Genomic DNA, 15,901 nt, shown 5'->3' with positions numbered 1-15,901 from the left:
CCGGGATACTCCCGGAGTGGAGCACTGTGCGAATGAAATGGGGTAACCTCCCGGAGAGAGGCTGGGGATTGTATTATCTAAGGAGGCGTTAATTGTGTTCAGAAGAATTCTATTCCCTTCGATTCTGTCGTTGACCCTTATCTTGGGCTTTGCGCCGCAGATTGCTTTGGCCCAAGTCGATTTTATCGATTATGCCCATGCCCGGGAAAAGCTGGGTCTTGATGATGTGACCTATCATAAATTTGATAGAAAGCAGGTGGAGCCTATATCCGGTCCGATGGACCTAGACAAGCCTGGTACCCGATACGTTCTGCAAAACGACGTCTCCTCCGAGGGCACAGCGTTTGTTTTCAAGGGGGCACACATCACTCTGGATTTGAATGGTCATACTGTCGAGTATGGCACTGCCGCGAAAGGAAAGAGCCACGGCGTAACGAGCGAGGGGTATCATAGGAGCGACAACGCGGTAATCAATGGCCGCATCGTACAATCCCAAAATGTCTCGAAGGGAGACAAACAATTCAAAGGGAGCAGCCCCATAAACCTCTCTCGCGGCATCGCCGACATCGAGTTGGCAGGTCTGACCCTGGAATATCATTCGGCGCAAACGGTAGCCATTGTGATGCCTTGGGGGAGCGGGAGCATCCACCACAACGTGGTTCGTGACAAGGGTACTGTCGTGCTCGACCGCAAGCATGGCTTCTCAGCCATCGGCGTTGAGCGGGGCTCCAACATGGAAGTGTACAACAATTTCCTGGAACGCGTCAGACAGGGGGGGATCTCTCCCGGAAACGATAAGACCGTTTGTCAGAATAACATCATCAATATCGACAGCGTCGCAACCAACTCTTTCGGAGTATGTTACTATGGCCAGGGAGATTGGGAGAACGACTACTGGCTCTGCGAAGGCAACGTCATCAGAGGGGTGGGTATGCACCCGATAGGCATAGGTGTGGTTTCTAATACTGCCAATGGTATTGTCCGGAGCAACGATGTCGAGGTGATGACGACGAGACTTAGCTCGGAGTACAAGGGAACGAGTGCCGCCGCAGCGTATAGAACTCACTGGGGAGCAGATAATATTCTTATAGAGAACAACAGGTTTGTCTGTTTGGGCGCCGTCCGCTCCGTAGAGGGACGAGACAGTTGGGGGCGTGCTGTCTGGGCCGCCATAGATGAGGGGCAAAAGATGCTTTTCAAAGATAATGTCATTACGGGTGTCTCTGCGGATGGGAATGCTAAGGTTCCTGCGGTGGCCGTCTGCGGCAACAACAAGTCCTCGGGTCTTCGTTTTGAGCATAACACTATGTCGAGTTCTTGGGCCAATGTTCTTCTCGCCGATTCTTATGGTTCCTCTGAAGGCTATCCCGAGTTCTCCGGCAACGAGTTCATCCGGCTGAAGGAGTTCCCCGGATACAGGACGATTCGTTCGGATGCCAAGTATTTCGTTGCCACAGGAGTCTTCACGGATAATGTGATGAAGGACGGCGCGTCGCGCGAAAGCATCAACATGCAGCTAGATGGCGGTAAATTACGGGACGTCCGCTTCATGACGACTCACATCGTGCATGCCGTTAGCAATGGAGCGCCTCTGGCCCATGCATCGGTTACTATCAAGAACCTCTCAGGGGAGATTGCGGCGACCGGGGAGACTAATGATGATGGGACGTTCAAGGCCGCTCTTTTGGATTATGGGGTGACCAATGCAAAGCATGCTCCCTTGGGCAAGATGCTTGGTCAGGGCAGGTATACAGCCTCTCCGTATGGCATTACGGTCATGAGCGGAGGAATGCAGGGTGAGGGCTCCTTTGCGCAAGATAGCCCCTATTCGGTAACAGTAGAGGTCAAATGAAGCTCGCGATAGCTAAACGGCTGGTATGTTGCCGGTGACGGTGGGTGAAGTCGCATGTCTCATCGTTTTGCAAAGGCTGCGTGGGGACGCGACTGCTGGCGACGGTTGGCCGGAGGGCGGTAGGCGAGCTTCGGGAAGGCTGCTTCTTCAGGGCATAGGCGAGTATCTTCGGCAGGGATGCCCTCCACTCCTCCTGCGCCGCAGCTCCCCGCCTGGGGCCTCGTCAAGGGGGCCCCAGGCGGGCTTGAATTCCCCGGACTTTTGCCGGATACTCCAAACATGCTGCGTTCTCTCTTTCTCATTCTTCTTATGACACTGGTCGCCGCGCCTGCTCCGGCCCGGGGACAGGATCGGTTGGTGGGGCGCGAGACCTGCGTCTTCGGCATGCCGTATCTCGGGCATGCCGTCATGCCGGGGCGGACCGGCTTGCTGACGGATATCCTCAAGGAAGTCTTCGAGGGTGCGCACGTGGACCTGGACCATCGGCCCATGCCCTATGCCCGCGCTCTGGAGGCGGTGAAGAGCGGCGGGGTCGACTGCGCCCTGGACGTCCGGGCCGACGGCGGGGGCGCGCTTCCCGCCCGGGTGCCCCTGATCTCCTACGATCTGGCCGCAGCCTACAGGCGGTGCACGCCCTTCAAGGACGCCACGTCCCTGGCCGGGCAGAAGGTCGCCTATCTCAATGGTTTTGGTCTCGTCCGCTTCCTGCCGGTGGAAGTCGACCCGCTGCTGGTCTACGATCTCAGTTCCGCCTATCACCTGCTCGACAGGGGCGAGGTGGCCTTCATTCTCGGGGACAGCCTGCTGCTCAAACGGGCCATGGACGATTCCAGGTTGCCCATCGCGCCTTTCGTCATCTCGCCGATTCGTTCGCTTACGGTCCGGCCAGTGTTTTCGCCCGATAAGAGAGGCCGCCGTCTTCGGGACCTCTATGACCGCCGGATGCGCGAACTGCTTGCCTCCGGGGCGCTGCTCGAACTGCTCCGGCAAAAGGGGTACGACGAAGCGGCCATCGCCAAGGTGGTCAAGGTGAACCGGGAGTTGCTTCCCAAGTGACGCCAGTGGACGAATATGCCCGTTACGCCACCCTCTACGACCCGCTGATCGGGCCGTTCCTGCGTCCGTTGCATGCCGGGGCTCTCGACGCCCTCGGACTGGAGCGCGGCGGGACCATGGTCGATCTGTGCTGCGGCACGGGGTTGCTGGCCGGGCTGGCGGCCCGGCGCGGCCTGCGCCCTTTGGGTGTGGACGTCTCCGGGGCCATGCTGGAAGTGGCCCGCCGCAAGCATCCTGCCATCCCTTTTCTGCGCGGTGACGCTTCGGACACCGGGTTGCCGGAGGGCGCGTTCGGTGGCGTCACCCTCAGCTTCGCCCTGCACGAAAAGCCGGAGGCCACGGCCCGGGCCATCTTCCGGGAGGCCATGCGTCTGGTCCGGCCCGGCGGGGTGGTCGCCGTTGCCGACTACGTCCTGCCGCCGAAGGGAACCTCACGCTGGACCGGGTGGGGTATCCGGCTGGTGGAGCGCATGGCCGGGGAGACGCATCACACCTGCTTCCGGCATTTCATGGCGCGGGGCGGTACTGCCGCCTTCCTGGAGCGCGAAGGGGGCTATGATGAATGCATTCCTTTCATGAGTGGCTGGGCGGGCGTCCTTACGGTGCACAAGTAGCCGCACCCCCGGTTTTAAAAGCCGGACATCGTTTGAATCCCCAAAAAATGACGGCACCCGCCGGGAGAAGCGGGTGCCGTTCAATGAGGAGAGGAGGCTGCGTTTGTGCTTGCGGCCTGTCCGTATTCTTATGTCTTTAGGACATGGGGTCGAAACCGCCCTGCGGACCGCCCTGAGGGCCGCCGCGTCCGGGCATCCCGCCCTGGGGAGGCGTGCCGCCGGGGCCCATCTTCTGCTGCTGGCCGTCGGCGTTGCGCATGGGAATGGGGCCCATGTGCGCCTTGATCATCTCGACCAGGCGGGCCTGCTGCTTCTTGTTCAGGATGTCGTGGACCTTGAGCAGGCTGTCGATCTGCATGGTCATGGTGTCGGGCATGATCCGTGCTTCCCGCTTCATGGCCGCCGCCACCTTGCGCAGGTCCGGGGTGGGACGGTTCAGTTCATTGCGAATGTCTTCGCGAGTGGCCTTGCGCCTTGCTTCGGCCTCGTTCAGGGCCTTGGCCATGTGGGCTCGGATCGTGCTGTACTTGGCCTGCTGGTCAGGGGAGAGCTGGAGCTCCTGCATGGTGTAGTCCACGCGGGAGAGGAAGTGCTCCTTCATGGAATCCCCGTGGCCCTTGCGGCCTGGGCCGTCCATGGGGCCGCCGAAGGCCAGGGCAGAGGTTCCGGCCATGAACAGGGCCATGATCAGGGTGAGTGCGCCGAGGCGCATGCATTTGTGAGTCGTGTTTTTTCGCATGGAATCCTCCATAGGTTGTTTGCCTTGTGACGGGTCCAACCCTAGGCGAAAGGCGTAAACACGGTTTTAACCGGGCGTGAAAACCGGTTAAAGAATGTAAAAGTATCTTAAGCTGGATGTACTGGGGCTCGCGCGTGGCGCGAGGCTACGTGGCGGGTTCGGTCTTCCAGGCGAACAGGGGCGTGAGGGGCTTCATGTTGACGAAGTCCACTCTGGCTGCGGAAAAGGCCCCCACGGAGGGAGGGCAGAGGGTCGAATTGAGGCGGCGGCTCAGGCCGGTATTCTTCCAGGTGCGCATGGGGCCGGGCAGGACCGAGCGGGCCAGGGTGTGCCTGAAGCCTGTGGCTTCCTTGATCAGGTCCTGCATCTGGCACCAGGTGAACCAGTGTCCGCTGTCCAGGGAACCTCCGGAGCCCTTGACGTTCAGGGTGTAGTAGAGGGAGTTCTTGTTCAGGAAGCCGATGAGCAGTCCCTTTTCGGCCACGCGCCGGGCTTCCTCTAGCATGGCCTTGGGGTCGGAGGTGAATTCCAGCACGGACCAGAGGAAGGCGTAGTCGAATTCGTTGTCGGAGAACGGGAGCAGTTCGCCGTCACCCTGGTGCAGGTCGGCCCTGTTGCCCAATCGCTTGCGGGCGGCCATGATCATGGCCGGGCTGGAGTCGATGCCGCTGACGTCGAAACCCATCTGATAGAGGGTCTCCAGGAACAGGCCGGTGCCGCAGCCGATCTCGAGCAGCTTGTGGCCGCGCCGGGGCCAGCCCGCCAGGACGGATTGCAGCAACTGCATCTCCCGCTCCAGGGCGAACGTCCCTTCGGGCGTTTCAAACCACTTCTCGTACCGTTCCGGGTCCCAAGCCATGCCTCAGCCTCCGTGTAGGGGGACGGGCACCGCGCACCGTCCCTTCTCCCCGAGTATTACCACGATGGGCGGTTCTGTAAAGGGATAGGGGCCCGCAAGGGTGTTTTCCGCCGTGGTGGGGCGAATCTAGTCGATCTGGATCTTGTACGCCTTGAGCTTGCGATAGAGTGAGCTGCGCTCCAGCCCGATGGCCTTGGCCAACTGCGAGATGTTGCCGTCACACTCCTTGAGCTTGGCCTCCAGGAACCGGGCCTCGAAGTCGGCGCGGGCCTGCTTGAGGTCGGCGGGGCCGTCCGCGATGAGCGCATCGAAAGAGCCGCCTTCGGCTGCTGGCGCATCGGGCTCGGTGGGGACCGGTGTCGGCTTTTCCGGGACAGCGACCTGAAACTCGGGCGGCAGACGGTCCGGGGTGACCTGGTCTCCGGCATACATGATGAACATGCGCTCCACGAAATTCTTGAGCTCCCGCACGTTGCCGGGCCAGGGGTAGTGCTGGAGCACCTCCAGGGCCTCCGGGGTGAAGGCGATGGGCTTGAAGCCGTGCTGCTGGATGAGCGTCTCCTCGAAGTCCTTGATGAGCAGGGGGATGTCGCCGGACCGGTCGCGCAGGGGCGGCAGCTCCAGAGGGAAGACCTTGAGCCGGTAGTATAGGTCCTCGCGGAAATTGCCCGCTTCGATCTCGTGGGGCAGGTTCTTGTTGGTGGCCGCAATGACCCGCACATCCACGGTGATGGTCTTGCGCCCGCCCACGTGCTCGAAGGCCTGCTCCTGGAGGATGCGCAGTATCTTGGCCTGCGTTTTGAGGCTCATGTCACCGATCTCGTCCAGGAACAGGGTGCCGCCGTCGGCCAGCTCGAACTTGCCCACCTGGGCCTTTTCCGCGCCGGTGAAAGCGCCTTTTTCGTGGCCGAAGAGTTCGGATTCGATCAGTTCCTCGGGAATGGCCGCGCAGTTGACCGCAACCAGGGGGTTGTCGCTGCGCCCGGACTGGTTGTGAATGGACCGGGCCACGATCTCCTTGCCCGTGCCGTTCTCGCCGGTGATCAGCACCCACGACTCGGTGGGCGCCACCCGTGAGATGACGTCGTTGAGATTCCTGATGGCCTCGGACTCGCCGGTGAGCGATACGGGCTGCTCCGAGTTGATGCGGGTTTTGAGGGCGAGGTTTTCCTGGCGCAGGCGGGAGAACTCCAGGCCGTTGCGGGTGGCCACGACCACCTTTTCCAGGGAGAGGGGTTTCTCGATGAAGTCGAAGGCGCCCTTTTTCAGAGCCTGGACCGCCGTTTCAATGGTCCCGTGGCCGGAAATCATGATCACCGGCAGTCCCTTGTACTGTCCGGCGATGGTCTCGAGCACTTCAAGACCGTCCATGCCCGGCAGCCAGATGTCCAGGAAGACCATGTCCGGGATGTCCGTGCCGAGCAGTTCCAATCCCTCCTCGCCGGACCCCGCCTCAATAACCTCGTGCCCCTCGTCCTCGAGGATGCCTCGCAGGGAAAACCGGATGCCTTCCTCGTCGTCGATGATCAGAATCTGTCCGCGCATGAGTCTCCCTATGGAGTGAAAGTTCCTCGCAAAAGCGTACCGCAACCCCTTTCATAAAGGAGAGGGGCGGCGGATTCAAGTGGGGGATCAGACCAACAGGTCCGCCAGGGCTTCCTCCAGGTTGGGGAAGCGGAAGCCGTACCCGGCCCGGAGCAGCCGTGCGGGCAGCACCAACTGGCCCGAGAGGAGCGCCTCGTCGGCCATGTCGCCAAACAGGAGCCGCAGGACGAAGGCCGGAACCTTGAGCCAGTGGGGCCGGTTCAGGGTCTGGCCCAGAATGCGCGCAAACTTGCGGAAACGCACCGGGGTTGGCGCGGTCAGATTGTACGCGCCCGACGTCTCTTCATTTTCCATCAGGAAGCGGATGGCACCCACCTCGTCGGCCATGTGAATCCAGGACACGCCCTGGAGCCCGCTGCCGAGGGGACCGCCCAGGAAAAACCGGAACGGCGGCAGCATTCGTTCAAGCGCGCCGCCGTTGCCCAGGACCACGCCGGTGCGGATGATCACCCTGCGCACGCCCATCTCCTCCAGCGCCAGGGTGGACGCCTCCCAGCGGCGTGTCACCTCGGCCAGGAAGCCGTCTCCCGAGTCCGCGGTCTCGTCGATAAGCTCGGTGCCGCGCGGGCCGTAGTAGCCCACGGCCGACGCCTGGATGAGCGCGGCCGGAGCGACGCCGCTCCTGCGAACCACTTCCACGATCCGTTCGCCCGCCTTGATGCGGCTGTTGAGGATGCGTTCCTTCCTGGCCCGCGTCCACCTTCCGGCGGCGATGTTCTCCCCGGCCAGGTTGACGATGACCGTTTCCGGCCCGAGCAGGTCCGGCCAGTCGCCGTTGTCCCAGCGCATGCCGATGACGCCGCTGCCGAAAATCGAGGCCACCTTGCCAGGTGAGCGCGACAGGACCACGATGTCCCAGCCGTTTTCCTGCAACTCCGTGATGAGCGATTGTCCGATGAAGCCGGTGCCCCCGGCGATGATTGCGCGCATGATTCCCTCCGTGACGGGTTTTCATGGAGAAACCCGCTTTCACGGTACCACGGCGCAGCGGCTTTCACCAGACGGGAAATGCTTTTTGTGCCGGGAAAAGGGAGATCAGCCCGTGACCAGGAACCGGGAGAAGTCGCTCGTGGCCCGCTCCTTGAGGCCGTCTAGGTCCGCCTCGGGCAGGCCGAGAAAGGCAAAGGCGAATACCGGGTACTCGGAGTGGTCGATGGGCCTGAGTTCCAGCACGCCGCCGAGCATGTCCGCGAAGCCGTCGAGGTCCACCGAGACGATGGCGTCCCGGTCCACGCCGGGCGGCACGTCGCCGATGACCATGGCGCAGGCCCGGCCCTCGTGTTCGGCCAGCAACGCGGGCCAGTCCGGTCTCTTGTCCGCGAAATAGTATTCGTAGGGATTGAAGCCCCAGGCGTGGAAGGTCAGGTCGGCCACGCACCATCCGGCGAAGCGCAGGGGATTGGCCTCGATGGAGTTGATCGCTCCGGCCTCGTCCACGCGCACCTCCAGATGGATGGGGAAATCGCGCAGGCCGCAGGCCTCTCCGATGGAGGCGCAATAGGCCGTGAACGGCTCCAGCCACTGCCGTATGATCGAGGCGGAGGTGTAGTAGAGGCGGTCCGAGACATCGTCATCGGAAACGAAGTGATGGTGGAGGATGTTCAGGATGACCGGTTCGCCCGCTCCATCGAAGTAGACGTCGATGGCGTACTCCTCGCCCCGGAGGGACTCCTCGAGGAGAAACTCGCCCGCATCCACCACGGCTTCGGGGTACTCCCGGTTCAGGGCGTCGCGCTCGGCCATAATGGCCCGGACCACGTCCGGCCACTCCTCAAGGGTGTTGACGATGTGCACCCCGAGGCTGAAGAAGCCGCGTGCGGGCTTGGCCACGAACGGATACGGCATGGCCGAGACGTCGACGGTTTCCAGTTCCTCCAGGGGGACCCGCATGAAGCGGTAGTCGGGATGGACCCCGGCAACGGTTTCGCGGAACAGGGCCTTGTCCTTGCAAACGCCGATGCGCCTGGCCAGGTCGTCGTTGCAGCCGCAGTCCATCAGCTTGGCCAGCCCGTTTTCCGAGTTGGCGTAGATGCGCTGGCCCATGGCCATGCGCGCCGCGAATTCGATTTCGTCAATGAGCTCAATCCCGGCTCCGGCGGCAAACCGCCGAGCCTCGGGCGTGTCGAGCACGGGCTGGTTCAACCCCTTGACGGACTTGAGCAGGAAATCGGAAACATAAGGGGCGTCGAGTAGAAACATCGTCTGTACCTTGTTAAAGTGGGAGAGGGATGTTGCTTGTCTACTTGTTTCAGGCGGCGGGTTCAAGGGTCAGAAAAGCGATCTCCGGCGGGCAGTTGAGCCGAAGTGGGATGATGGAGTTTCCCAGGCCCCGGCTAACGTACATTGCAGTGCCGCCCTTACGGTATAGGCCGTCAGTGTAGCGAGGGAACACCCATTGGTCCGGCGCGATTACAGCACCGGCGAAGGGCAGGCGGATCTGCCCGCCATGGGTGTGGCCCGAGAGTATGAGGTTGGCTTTGCGATTGCTGAATTCTTCCATGATCTCGGGGTGATGTGACAAGACTATGGAGCAGGCGTCTTCAGGGATGCCGTTCATGGAAAATTTAATACTCTGTTTGCCATAATAATTGTATTCCCCGGCTCCGGCCAAGTATACTTTGTCCCCTCCGCGCTGCAGGATGGTGTTCCTGTTGTCCAGGAAGTCGACCCCCGTATCCCTCAGGCGGTGTTGTATCATTTGGTGAAAGTTGGTCATTTCGTGATTGCCGGTTACGAACTTGGCAGGCGCTATGCGGGCTGCCTCACGGCACAAGTGCAGGCAGACGGATTCGTCGCAGCGCCGTTTGTCGATCATGTCACCGGTCATGGCGATCAAGTCGGGCTTGTGTTCGTCGATGATCCTGAGCAGTTCTCGATTTCCGGCTCCGTATTCACGGGAGTGGAGGTCCGAGAGGTGGCAGATGGTGAAGCCGGAAAAGAGAGTAGGCAGCGTATGCACAGCAATGGTTTGCCTGGTCACGGTTAATTCTTCGGTCCGGTTGAGCATCGCGTATGGCACCACTGCCGCGCAAGCGACCATAGCCAGGAACTTACGTCTTGTTATCGGACCGGACGACATGTGAGTCCTCCTAAGTGAACTTGCTCGCGTTATTTCGCCTTTCCGGCCAGGCCGTATTTCTTGAGCTTGTATTGCAGGTTGGACTTGGACAGGCCGAGCATCTCGGCGGCCTTGACCTGGACGAACTCGGTGCGAACCAGGGCGCGCTTCACCAGGGCCCCCTCAATCTTGTCCATGGTCTCGGCCAGGTTGAGCTTGCCGGGCAGCAGGTCCACGGCGGACTTGAACTGGGCCTCCTCGTCCTTGATTTCGGGCGGCAGATCCTCGGCCTTGATGATCTCGCCCCTGGACAGGACCGTGCACCGCTCCACCACGTTCTCCAGCTGGCGGACGTTGCCCGGCCACTCGTAGGCGGTCAGGTAGTCCATGGCCGAACCGGAGAAGCCGGTGATGTTGACCTGGTTCTCCTTGGTGTATTTCTCCAGGAAGTGGGAAGCCAGGAGCGGGATGTCCTCGCGCCGTTCGCGCAGGGGCGGCATGAAGATGGAGACCACGTTCAGGCGGTAGAAGAGGTCCTCTCGGAACTCGCCCTTGGACACGGCCTCCTGCAGATTCTTGTTGGTGGCGGCTACGATGCGGATGTCCACGTCAAAAGTCTCGGCGCCGCCCACTCGCTCGATCTGGTGCTCCTGGAGCACGCGCAGCAGCTTGACCTGAAGCTCCGGGGTCAGCTCGCCGATCTCGTCCAGGAAAAGGGTGCCCTTGTTGGCCTGCTCGAAGCGGCCCTTGCGCATGGCCGTGGCCCCGGTGAACGAGCCCTTTTCATGGCCGAAGAGTTCGGACTCCAGCACGCCGGGATTGAGCGCCATGCAGTTGACCGTGACGAACGGCTGGTCCCTGCGGGGCGAGCTGGTGTGGATGGCACGGGCGATGACTTCCTTGCCGGTGCCGGACTCGCCCAGGATGAGCACGGTGGACTTGGACGGCGCGGCGCGGTCGACCATGTCCAGTACCTGCTGCATGCCCCTGGCCCGGGCGATGATGTTGCCCTTGGAGTAGCGGTCTCGGATCTCGCGCTTGAGGCGGATGTTCTCCTGCTGGGTGGCCGCATACTGCACGGCCTTGGAGATGGACAGGAGCAGCTCCTCGTTGGCGAACGGCTTGGTGATGTAGTCGAAGGCGCCGATGCGCATGGCCTCCACCGCGGCCTCGATGGACCCGAAGGCGGTCATGATCAGCACCGGGATGTGCGGGTAGTTCTTCTTGCAGTGCTCCAGCACGTCCTGGCCCGTGAGTTTGGGCATCTTCATGTCCGTCAGGATCACGTCCACCTCGGAGTCTTCGAGGTAGGCCAGTCCCATCTCCGGGTCGGACAGGGTGGTCACGTCGTACCCCTCGTCCTCCAGGATGGATTCCAGGATGAGCAGATAGTTTTTTTCGTCGTCGAGGACCAGTATGTTAGCGGGCATGGATTCTCCGGCTCGGTATGTTTCGTTGTCGGCGGGAGGATACATCAAGACGAAGCGAAACCCAAGCGGGTTCTCCCGCCGCCTGCGACGAGGGCGTTTCCGGATGCTGGATTGTCGCTCCCTGCCGTGTTACCCTGCGCTCCATGAACATCAATGACAAGGAACGGTTGCGGCGGCGGCTCATCGACAAAAGGCTGCTGCTCTCCGAAAGTGACCGGCAGGAACGCAGTGATCGGGCTCTGGAGTTTGTCCGGGCCCTGCCCGAGTGGCTGGAAGCCGCCGAGGTGCTCCTCTACTGGCCCGTGCGGGGGGAAGTGAACGTGCGCCCGCTGCTGGACGAGCTTTGGGAGCGGGGGGCCCGCGTGCTCTTGCCCCGCTGCCGTCCCGAGCGGAACGGGGAGATGGACATCGCCTGTGCCGTGTGTCGGGACGACCTCGCGCCTGGCCCCTTTGCCATCATGGAACCCGACGCCACAAAGTGCCCGGCCATGAGCGAGTGCTGTCCGGATCTGGCCCTGATCCCGGGAATAGGTTTTGACCGGCGCGGTTTCCGCCTCGGTTTCGGCGGTGGCTACTATGACCGGCTGCTGGCCAATGGGGCCATGCAGGCCACCCTGACCATCGGCATGGGCTACGAGTTCCAACTGGTCGATCGCATCCCCACCGAGGAGTGGGACATGCCGGTCAAGGCCGTGTGCACCGACGAGGAATTATGGCGGCCATAGCGTTTTTCCCCTTTGAGTTCGTGGGCATCCCCGGTGTGGGCTGCGCCTTCACCTCCCGGCGCGGGGGGCTGTCCGAGCCGCCTCATGACTCGGCCAACCTCTCCTTTGACGTCAACGACGAGCCCGACAAGGTGGCCGGAAATCGCCGCCTCGTCTTCGACCGCCTGGAGCTGACCGGCTGGTGCGAGTGCAACCAGGTTCACGGCGGGGTGATCCACGCCGACCCTGCGCCCATCGCCCCTGAGGAGCACGCGATGCTGGAGGGCGACGGCATGACCACGGCCACGCCAGGTCACGGCCTGGTGATCAAGACCGCCGACTGCCAGCCCATCCTCCTGGCCCACCGCTCGGGCCGTTACGTGGCGGGTTTGCATGCGGGCTGGCGCGGCAACAAGATAAATTTCCCCGGCGAGGGGGTGCGCTTTTTCTGCGAGACCTACGGTCTCGACCCCAAGGACGTCTTCGCGGTGCGCGGCCCGTCCCTGAGTCCGGCCGCTGCCGAGTTCGTCAACTTCGAGACCGACTTCGGTCCCGGCTTCAAGCAGTACTTCGACCCGGAAACCAAGCGCGCCGACCTCTGGCGCATGACCCGCGACCAGCTCATGGCGGCGGGTGTGCCCGAGAAACAGCTCTTCTCCTTCGACCTTTGCACCATGGGCATGGACGACACCTTCTTCTCCTACCGCAAGGCGTGCGCCTCCCCGAATCGCGACACGGGCAGGCAGGCCGGGATCATCTGGATCAAGGGCTAGGAATCTCATAATCGCACGAACCGTCGAGCACTTCGAACCAGACCGTGTATTCGCCTTTGCCTGCCTTGAACGCGCGATACTCTTCGGGAGGGAAGCGGGCGTCGTCTCCCTGAAGCTGAAGGCCTCCGAAATACTGTTTCTCAAGCAGTTCGTTTGGCACCTGGTGCCTGTTTCCGGGCGCTAAGCCGGTTTTGCCCGTTGCCACGGCCAGGCGACCGGGAAGTGAAACCAGGTCGCGCGGCAAGAAGCGCATTTGCAGGCCAAGTTTCTTCCCGAGGGGGATGTGCAGGAATCCGGCCACAGGGTGCAGGCGGACATGTTCTTTCCCGTCTCCGGTGGTGAGGACGTCGCGGATGACTCGAACTTCGGTCTCGGCCCGCCTCCTGCCTCTTGCGGTTTCCGCCTCCAGGGCAAGGAGGTATCTGCACAACTGCCCGGGCCTTTGGGGGTCTTCCACTTCTCCGCCAAGCAATTCCACGAAGATTTTGTATTTCCCTTGGGCGAGAAGCGACTCGTACAGGGCGAGCAGTTTCTCGTCATGGTGCTTCAGGCCATGGGCAAACAACCTGGGGAACAACTCCTTGTCCACCTCCAGCGCAAGGCCCGTATAATCCCTGCCATGCAGGGGAAGGCCATGTCGGCGCAGGACCGCCGGGAACAAACCGGCAAGAATGCCCGTCTTGTGGTTGGCGTATCCCACATACACCCCGTCGCCCACGACATAGCTGCTGGGCGCCCGTAGCGAATTGCGCATGAGCATCGTTCCGCTGGGAGCTCCTGACAGGCTGAACCGCTTCTTGTCCATGGTCACGACGTGGCCGACGGTGGTGGGGCCATCCGGCGTTTCCATCACGATGGAGAAACGGTATCTATACACCTCGCTCGTGGACAGGGTTTTGTCCACCAGGTACGGCGAAGCCGCCACCAGCGAGAGGAGGCCGGTGCCCAGAAACAGCCCGAGCAGTGTGAGGCCGGACCATTTCAGCACGCCCCGGATGGCGTCTCCGCTTATGGAATAGACACCGACAAGAAGCAGGAGAAGCCCTACGGCGTAGGGGAGTCCGTACATGAGGAGTCCGGCCCCGCCGAAAAAAATGATGTAGGCACTGAGTTGGCCCATGGCTATCCACAGGATGATGCTGAGGACAGCGATAATGGCGCAGTATCTGGCTTCGGGCTTTTTCAGGAGTCGCTTCAACATGGCGTACACCCTCCCTTGGTCCGAGGCGCGTCGGATGGGAAGTCGGGCCAAGGGAAATCAGATGAATAGGGAAAGGGGAAAGGGCGCGCCAAAGCTGACGGCAGGACGTACGTAAGATTCGCCAAATCCGAGAGGACACGGGAAGAGGAAGAATATTGTTTCATGTTCGGCTGTGATGTTTGAAGCAGCCAGCCGCAGAGCATGCTCTCCATATCACGTTACCATTTTCCGGGGCAAGACATTCCCGGCCAAATCCGCTACACCCTCCCCATGGGCATCCTCACCAAACTCATCATCATACTCGGGCTGGTCTTCCTGATCACCGGGATGTTCACCAAGTCCAAGGCCGAGCGCGTGGCCAAGCGCAACCGGACCACCAACATGCTGCTCGTGGCCATCGTGGTCCTGCTGGCCGTGTCCCTCGCCATCAATCTTTACACCCGTTTCTATCAGTAAGTGAGCCGCCCCGAGCATCCGCACATCCCCTGGTCCGGCCCTGCCGAAGGCCCGCGCATACTGGGCATCAATCCCTGGATATTCGACTTCGCGGCCTTCAATGTCTGGTCGCGGCCCGTGGGCCTGCTCGCCTGCCTGGACATGCTCCGCGCCGCCGGAGCGTCCGTGGCCCTCGTGGATTGCCTGGATCGCACCTGGGAGGACGCGCGCTGGCCCTCGCCCGGCAAGTACGGCACCGGCCACTACCCCAAGGAGGAACTGCCGCTCCCCGAGCCGCTGGCTTTCATGGACCGGCGATACTCCCGCTACGGACTCCCGCGCGACATGGTCCGGGAAGCCCTGGCCGCCCTCGATCCCGCGCCCGATCTTGTCCTGGTCACGTCCATCATGACCTACTGGTATCCCGGCGCGCTCGAGGTCCTCGACATCGCCGCCGAACTCTGGCCCGACGTCCCCCGCGTCCTCGGCGGCACCTACGCCACCCTCTGCACCGAACATGCCCGCGCCCATGCCCGCGCCGACCTGATCATGCAGGGCTCCATGGAGCTCCCGGCCAACTGGGCCTCGCTCTGGCAACGGCTCGGCCTGCCCGCGCCCTCACTGCCGCCCAACGCGGGCCTGTCCCTGGCCCTCGATCTCTACGCCGAGCCTCATTACGCGCCCATCCTCGGCTCACGGGGCTGTCCGTTTACCTGTGAGTATTGCGCCAGCCGCGCCCTGTACCCGGACTTCACCCAGAGCGCTCCCGACGCCGTGTTCTCCGCCCTGCGCGCCGAGTATGATCGGGGTGTGCGCGACTTCGCCTTCTACGACGACGCCCTGCTCATCAACCCGGACCGCTGGCTCTGGCCCGTGCTCGACCGCATCAACGCCGAGGACCTCTCCCTTCGCCTGCACACGCCCAACGCCATGCACGTGCGGCGGCTCAGCGCGGACGTCTGCGCCCGCCTCAAGCGGGCAGGGCTGCATACCGTGCGCCTTGGCCTTGAGACCACCGATTTCGACCACCGCCACGACGTGAAGCTCACCCGCAGGGAGTGGGAGGACGGCGCACGCAATCTCCTGGACGCCGGCTTCGATCTCGACGATATCGGCGTTTACATCCTCTTCGGTCTGCCCGGTCAGGACCTCGGCAACGTCGAACAGGCCGTGGAGCATGTCCGGTCCTACGGCTTCCGTCCTCATCTCGCCCACTACACGCCCATTCCGCACAGCCCGCTCTTTGCCGAAGCCGCGAAGGTCTCGCCGTACCCCCTCGCCCGGGAGCCGCTCTTCCAGAACAACTCCATCTGGCCCTGCGTGCCAGGCGGGTTCAACTGGGACGAGGCCAAGCGCTGGAAGCTGCTCCTGCAGGGCAAATGATAAGCGCGATTCTTAGAGTCAGGGGAGCCTTCGGCGGTGCTTGCCAACGGGGGGTGCTCCCCAGGGCGTCTCCGACAGCGAGGGTGATGGGAGGCGCTTTTGGCGGTATCGTTAATCCCAGACTCACCAGACTTTTCCCTTCGACGGTCCGGACAACCGGGGGGCATCTCTTATTTACAAAATGATTTTTGA

At 62.2% G+C, this 15,901-nt stretch carries 15 protein-coding genes; 7 read left to right on the top strand and 8 right to left on the bottom strand.

The window, feature by feature from the left end:
• Nucleotides 1-94 precede the first annotated feature (94 nt).
• The 3 genes from GM415_RS03170 to GM415_RS03160 all read left to right on the top strand — a co-directional run bounded on the left by GM415_RS03170 (nucleotide 95) and on the right by GM415_RS03160 (nucleotide 3,522).
• The gene (locus tag GM415_RS03170; RefSeq protein ID WP_158946388.1) at nucleotides 95-1,852 is read left to right on the top strand and encodes a carboxypeptidase-like regulatory domain-containing protein; all 1,758 of its coding nucleotides are present in this window, start codon (nucleotides 95-97) and stop codon (nucleotides 1,850-1,852) included.
• A gap of 279 nt (nucleotides 1,853-2,131) precedes the next feature.
• Complete coding sequence (locus GM415_RS03165; protein ID WP_158946387.1) at nucleotides 2,132-2,908, top strand: type 2 periplasmic-binding domain-containing protein; 777 nt, start codon at nucleotides 2,132-2,134, stop codon at nucleotides 2,906-2,908.
• Nucleotides 2,905-3,522, top strand: a complete 618-nt coding sequence (locus GM415_RS03160; protein ID WP_158946386.1) for a class I SAM-dependent methyltransferase — start codon at nucleotides 2,905-2,907, stop codon at nucleotides 3,520-3,522. Before GM415_RS03165 ends, GM415_RS03160 begins: the two co-directional genes overlap by 4 nt.
• A 136-nt stretch (nucleotides 3,523-3,658) precedes the next feature.
• Here GM415_RS03160 and GM415_RS03155 read toward each other — a convergent pair whose 3' ends face one another.
• The 7 genes from GM415_RS03155 to GM415_RS03125 all read right to left on the bottom strand — a co-directional run bounded on the left by GM415_RS03155 (nucleotide 3,659) and on the right by GM415_RS03125 (nucleotide 11,213).
• On the bottom strand, nucleotides 3,659-4,261 hold the full coding sequence (locus tag GM415_RS03155; RefSeq protein ID WP_158946385.1) for a Spy/CpxP family protein refolding chaperone: 603 nt from the start codon (nucleotides 4,259-4,261) through the stop codon (nucleotides 3,659-3,661).
• Between the two features lie 145 nt (nucleotides 4,262-4,406).
• The gene (locus GM415_RS03150) at nucleotides 4,407-5,120 is read right to left on the bottom strand and encodes a class I SAM-dependent methyltransferase (protein WP_158946384.1); all 714 of its coding nucleotides are present in this window, start codon (nucleotides 5,118-5,120) and stop codon (nucleotides 4,407-4,409) included.
• 126 nt (nucleotides 5,121-5,246) lie between these two features.
• Nucleotides 5,247-6,665: a sigma-54-dependent transcriptional regulator gene (locus tag GM415_RS03145; RefSeq protein WP_158946383.1), complete on the bottom strand. Its 1,419-nt coding sequence runs from the start codon at nucleotides 6,663-6,665 to the stop codon at nucleotides 5,247-5,249.
• Nucleotides 6,666-6,752: 87 nt separating this feature from the next.
• Nucleotides 6,753-7,655 (bottom strand): TIGR01777 family oxidoreductase, encoded by a 903-nt coding sequence (locus GM415_RS03140; protein WP_158946382.1) that lies wholly within the window; start codon nucleotides 7,653-7,655, stop codon nucleotides 6,753-6,755.
• Between the two features lie 105 nt (nucleotides 7,656-7,760).
• Nucleotides 7,761-8,924: an ATP-grasp domain-containing protein gene (locus tag GM415_RS03135; RefSeq protein WP_158946381.1), complete on the bottom strand. Its 1,164-nt coding sequence runs from the start codon at nucleotides 8,922-8,924 to the stop codon at nucleotides 7,761-7,763.
• A gap of 49 nt (nucleotides 8,925-8,973) precedes the next feature.
• Nucleotides 8,974-9,804 carry a metallophosphoesterase gene (locus GM415_RS03130; RefSeq protein WP_158946380.1) on the bottom strand — a complete coding sequence of 277 codons (831 nt, stop codon included), beginning with the start codon at nucleotides 9,802-9,804 and terminating at the stop codon, nucleotides 8,974-8,976.
• A 29-nt stretch (nucleotides 9,805-9,833) separates the two neighbouring features.
• Complete coding sequence (locus GM415_RS03125) at nucleotides 9,834-11,213, bottom strand: sigma-54-dependent transcriptional regulator (protein ID WP_158946379.1); 1,380 nt, start codon at nucleotides 11,211-11,213, stop codon at nucleotides 9,834-9,836.
• Between the two features lie 143 nt (nucleotides 11,214-11,356).
• Between GM415_RS03125 and GM415_RS03120 the strand changes: the two genes are divergently transcribed.
• Nucleotides 11,357-11,938, top strand: a complete 582-nt coding sequence (locus tag GM415_RS03120; RefSeq protein WP_158946378.1) for a 5-formyltetrahydrofolate cyclo-ligase — start codon at nucleotides 11,357-11,359, stop codon at nucleotides 11,936-11,938.
• Entirely contained in the window at nucleotides 11,926-12,690 is a 765-nt protein-coding gene (locus GM415_RS03115) for a purine nucleoside phosphorylase YfiH/LACC1 family protein (RefSeq protein ID WP_158946377.1), read from the top strand. Before GM415_RS03120 ends, GM415_RS03115 begins: the two co-directional genes overlap by 13 nt.
• Here the strand turns inward: GM415_RS03115 and GM415_RS03110 are convergent.
• Nucleotides 12,680-13,891, bottom strand: coding sequence for a hypothetical protein (locus GM415_RS03110; RefSeq protein ID WP_158946376.1), 1,212 nt, complete (start codon nucleotides 13,889-13,891; stop codon nucleotides 12,680-12,682). The two genes, GM415_RS03115 and GM415_RS03110, sit on opposite strands and share 11 nt — an antisense overlap.
• A gap of 201 nt (nucleotides 13,892-14,092) precedes the next feature.
• Here GM415_RS03110 and GM415_RS03105 point away from each other — a divergent pair, with 201 nt between their 5' ends.
• On the top strand, nucleotides 14,093-14,347 hold the full coding sequence (locus tag GM415_RS03105) for a hypothetical protein (protein WP_242012331.1): 255 nt from the start codon (nucleotides 14,093-14,095) through the stop codon (nucleotides 14,345-14,347).
• The gene (locus GM415_RS03100; protein WP_158946375.1) at nucleotides 14,348-15,709 is read left to right on the top strand and encodes a B12-binding domain-containing radical SAM protein; all 1,362 of its coding nucleotides are present in this window, start codon (nucleotides 14,348-14,350) and stop codon (nucleotides 15,707-15,709) included.
• Nucleotides 15,710-15,901: the final 192 nt, after the last annotated feature.

It is taken from the genome of Pseudodesulfovibrio cashew (assembly GCF_009762795.1).
GTDB classification, from domain to species: domain Bacteria; phylum Desulfobacterota; class Desulfovibrionia; order Desulfovibrionales; family Desulfovibrionaceae; genus Pseudodesulfovibrio; species Pseudodesulfovibrio cashew.
Note: the sequence above shows the minus strand (reverse complement) of the source record. Positions and strands in the feature narration are given on the sequence as shown.